Annotated in this window: 2 protein-coding genes and 1 pseudogene; 1 reads left to right on the plus strand and 2 read right to left on the minus strand. The window is 36.3% G+C overall.

The window, feature by feature from the left end; translation table 11 throughout:
• Nucleotides 1–397 precede the first annotated feature (397 nt).
• Complete coding sequence (locus AFK68_RS37950; RefSeq protein WP_094671249.1) at nucleotides 398–598, plus strand: hypothetical protein; 201 nt, start codon at nucleotides 398–400, stop codon at nucleotides 596–598.
• On the opposite strand, the gene AFK68_RS02105 is transcribed toward AFK68_RS37950, so the two are convergent.
• Both AFK68_RS02105 and AFK68_RS02110 read right to left on the minus strand, forming a co-directional pair.
• The gene (locus AFK68_RS02105; RefSeq protein WP_094671251.1) at nucleotides 590–2,128 is read right to left on the minus strand and encodes a helicase C-terminal domain-containing protein; all 1,539 of its coding nucleotides are present in this window, start codon (nucleotides 2,126–2,128) and stop codon (nucleotides 590–592) included. The two genes, AFK68_RS37950 and AFK68_RS02105, sit on opposite strands and share 9 nt — an antisense overlap.
• 5 nt (nucleotides 2,129–2,133) lie before the next feature.
• Nucleotides 2,134–2,534: pseudogene (locus AFK68_RS02110) on the minus strand (hypothetical protein); the annotation flags it as partial.

The following is a 2,534-nucleotide window of genomic DNA, read 5'->3' on the forward strand; positions in this document are numbered from 1 at the left end:
ATAGCAGTGAGCGCTCAGGTATTTACAAGGCCCAGCTCAAACTGCCTTCTAGAAAAGGTGTACAAAAAATAATGTGTAAATATGCCAGCCCACATTGCTATAGGTAGTCAGAAAAATAGTCCCTTAATTTTTCTGCCTTATCCAAGCTAAAATCCTAATTTTTTCATCTTTTTAGACCGAAAACTTTGCACTTTTTCCAGACCTATAAATGCCAAAACCTTTATGTGTCAAGACTTTGATGTTTATTCAGCAAGCTCTAAATAGGGCTTGCTGAAAAAGTCTTATGGGTAAGTGTAGGAGTCAGGAGTCAGGAGTCAGAAGTCAGGAGAAGTGGGAATTATAGAGAAGGCAGGAGGAAGAATAGTAAGAGTGATTTTTCTGCCATAATCTATCCAAAATGCTCACTTTTTCGGCTTTATCAACCAAAAAGCTGGTACTTTTTCCAGACCTAAAAAGGGTAAAACCTTTATCTGTAAATGCTTTGATGTTTATTCAGCAAGCCCTAAATAATACACCAATTTGCTTGGAGTTGAATATTAATCCCACTCCCTACTCCCTACTCCCTACTCCCTACTACCTATTCCCTTCTTCAAGTTAACCATGTAGTATCTAAGTAATTAATTTTGGCAAAGGGACTAAGAGCTGCTAAAACTTGCTTGCCATAACTACGATAAATCACACGATTATCTAATAGAACAACGACACCTTGAGATTCTCGCACAGAGGCAATAGCACGTTGTAACTGTTGTAGTGCCTTTGGTAAAAGGTATAATCTAAACCAATCTAAACCTCGTTGCTTATAAAAATTTACTCGTCCAGAGACTAAAGGATGTTCCAAAGATGGAAGGGGTAAAGTAGTAATTATTAATAATTTAGGTGCTTTGAGTTCTCTTTGATGTTCTTGCCAAAATTCCCAACCAGTAATTAAAATTCCATTTTCTTCAGGAGAAACAGTTTCCACTTGAACTTGGGAACCAAATTCAGAGGCCAAAATAGCACCTACTTGATTTTTAAGTGGTACATCTCCGATCAGGATTACTATTAATCCATCAATAGCAGTGGAACTGGTGTACAATAAAGTCTGAATTTCTGCAATTAATGCTGCTTGAAATTGAGGTGTGTTTGGCATTGGTAAACCATTGGGCAAATATAATTGAATCATCTCATTGCGACGATCAGGGGAAAATTTAACACAGGTTAGATCCCCTAGCCCCATCATCTGTCGATAGCTATCAGCTTTCGCTTCTAGGTCTAATGCTCCTCCAATAATTACAACAGGTTGTTTAGTCCAAATATTCTGGAGAGCTTCAGATAAATCATAAGGAGTACAGTATAAAGAAAATGATCCTCTCTGGCGATGAATTTCTGCCCACCTTAGTTGTCCATTGCTTTGCCATTGAAACCAAAAATCATTATTCAAATGATTACTATGTAATTCCTTATTTCCTGAAGGCAATGACAAACTTTCGATGAGATTTTGTAAAATTTGTTGCTCATGTTGTTCAATTAAGTAGCAACTGTAGGGATTAGCTGGATGTTGAAAGAGCGATCGCGTTAAGTTTATCCTTGTCTGACGAATTAAGTCAGCTTGATCAGGATAAACTTGCATCAGTTGATTCCAATTGGTAGGTAAAAAGCGAGTAGTTAAATAATTTTGTACCCAAATTTCTAGATCATCTGCCCAATCAATAATTGTCGGAATACCTTGAGAAAACTGCTCATCCTGCCATTGGCTAACTAACCAAGCTTCGGGCGTCATCAGTAGTAGTCCATTAAAATCAGGGTCTTGTGGAGGATAGGTTTGGATTGCTTTATTAAGGATTGATGAACTAATCTGAGAGTGGTTAGCTAGTAATCTGGGAATTTCAACAGTGAGTAAATGTTCTTGTACTGGCTGAGGAGCAACTAATATTGTTTTTCGTGGCCACATTAATATTGGTAGCAGATAACTTAATTGATATTGTTGATTATGGCTACCTGGTGGAGAAGCTGTTTGAATTAAAGCACTACGTCCCAGTCGCAAAGCCCTTGCTACTAGCCGTGCCATCGTTAAATTATGAGGCCAGTAAGGTTGATTTTGCGATTGTAGGAAATTCAGCAGAGATTGATGGACTTCTACTTCGATCACAGATTTTAACCAAAGTGATAAAAGCTATTAATAAAATCAGCTACCTTATTATCAGGGGGTAAAGAGAATTTTTGTTCATCTATATTTTTACAGATTTTTTTCCCAAAGTCTGGATTGCTACTTACTACTAAACTCTTACCACTTGAATTATTTAAAATTAACTGAGTAGGGGCTGAAAAAAAAGTAATTTTGCCTCTAACAGAGTCAATAATTTTTTTTATTCTCTGATTTTTTTGGATGATTTGTTCCATGCCAATTTCTAATTCTAATATTTTGGCATTGATTTTTTGTAAAGGGTGATTTTTGACAATTTCTATAATGTTAACTTGAGCTTTTTTAGCATCAGCAAAAGGTAATATCACTATAAATGCTAGTATAAATAACAGTTCATCACTGTCTACTCTAA

Source organism: Hydrocoleum sp. CS-953 (assembly GCF_002260545.1).
Taxonomy (GTDB): domain Bacteria; phylum Cyanobacteriota; class Cyanobacteriia; order Cyanobacteriales; family Microcoleaceae; genus Trichodesmium.

Bases quoted from the DNA above. Each gene is read 5' to 3' on its own strand.
- AFK68_RS37950 (WP_094671249.1), top strand. From the start codon at position 398: ATGCTCACTTTTTCGGCTTTATCAACCAAAAAGCTGGTACTTTTTCCA.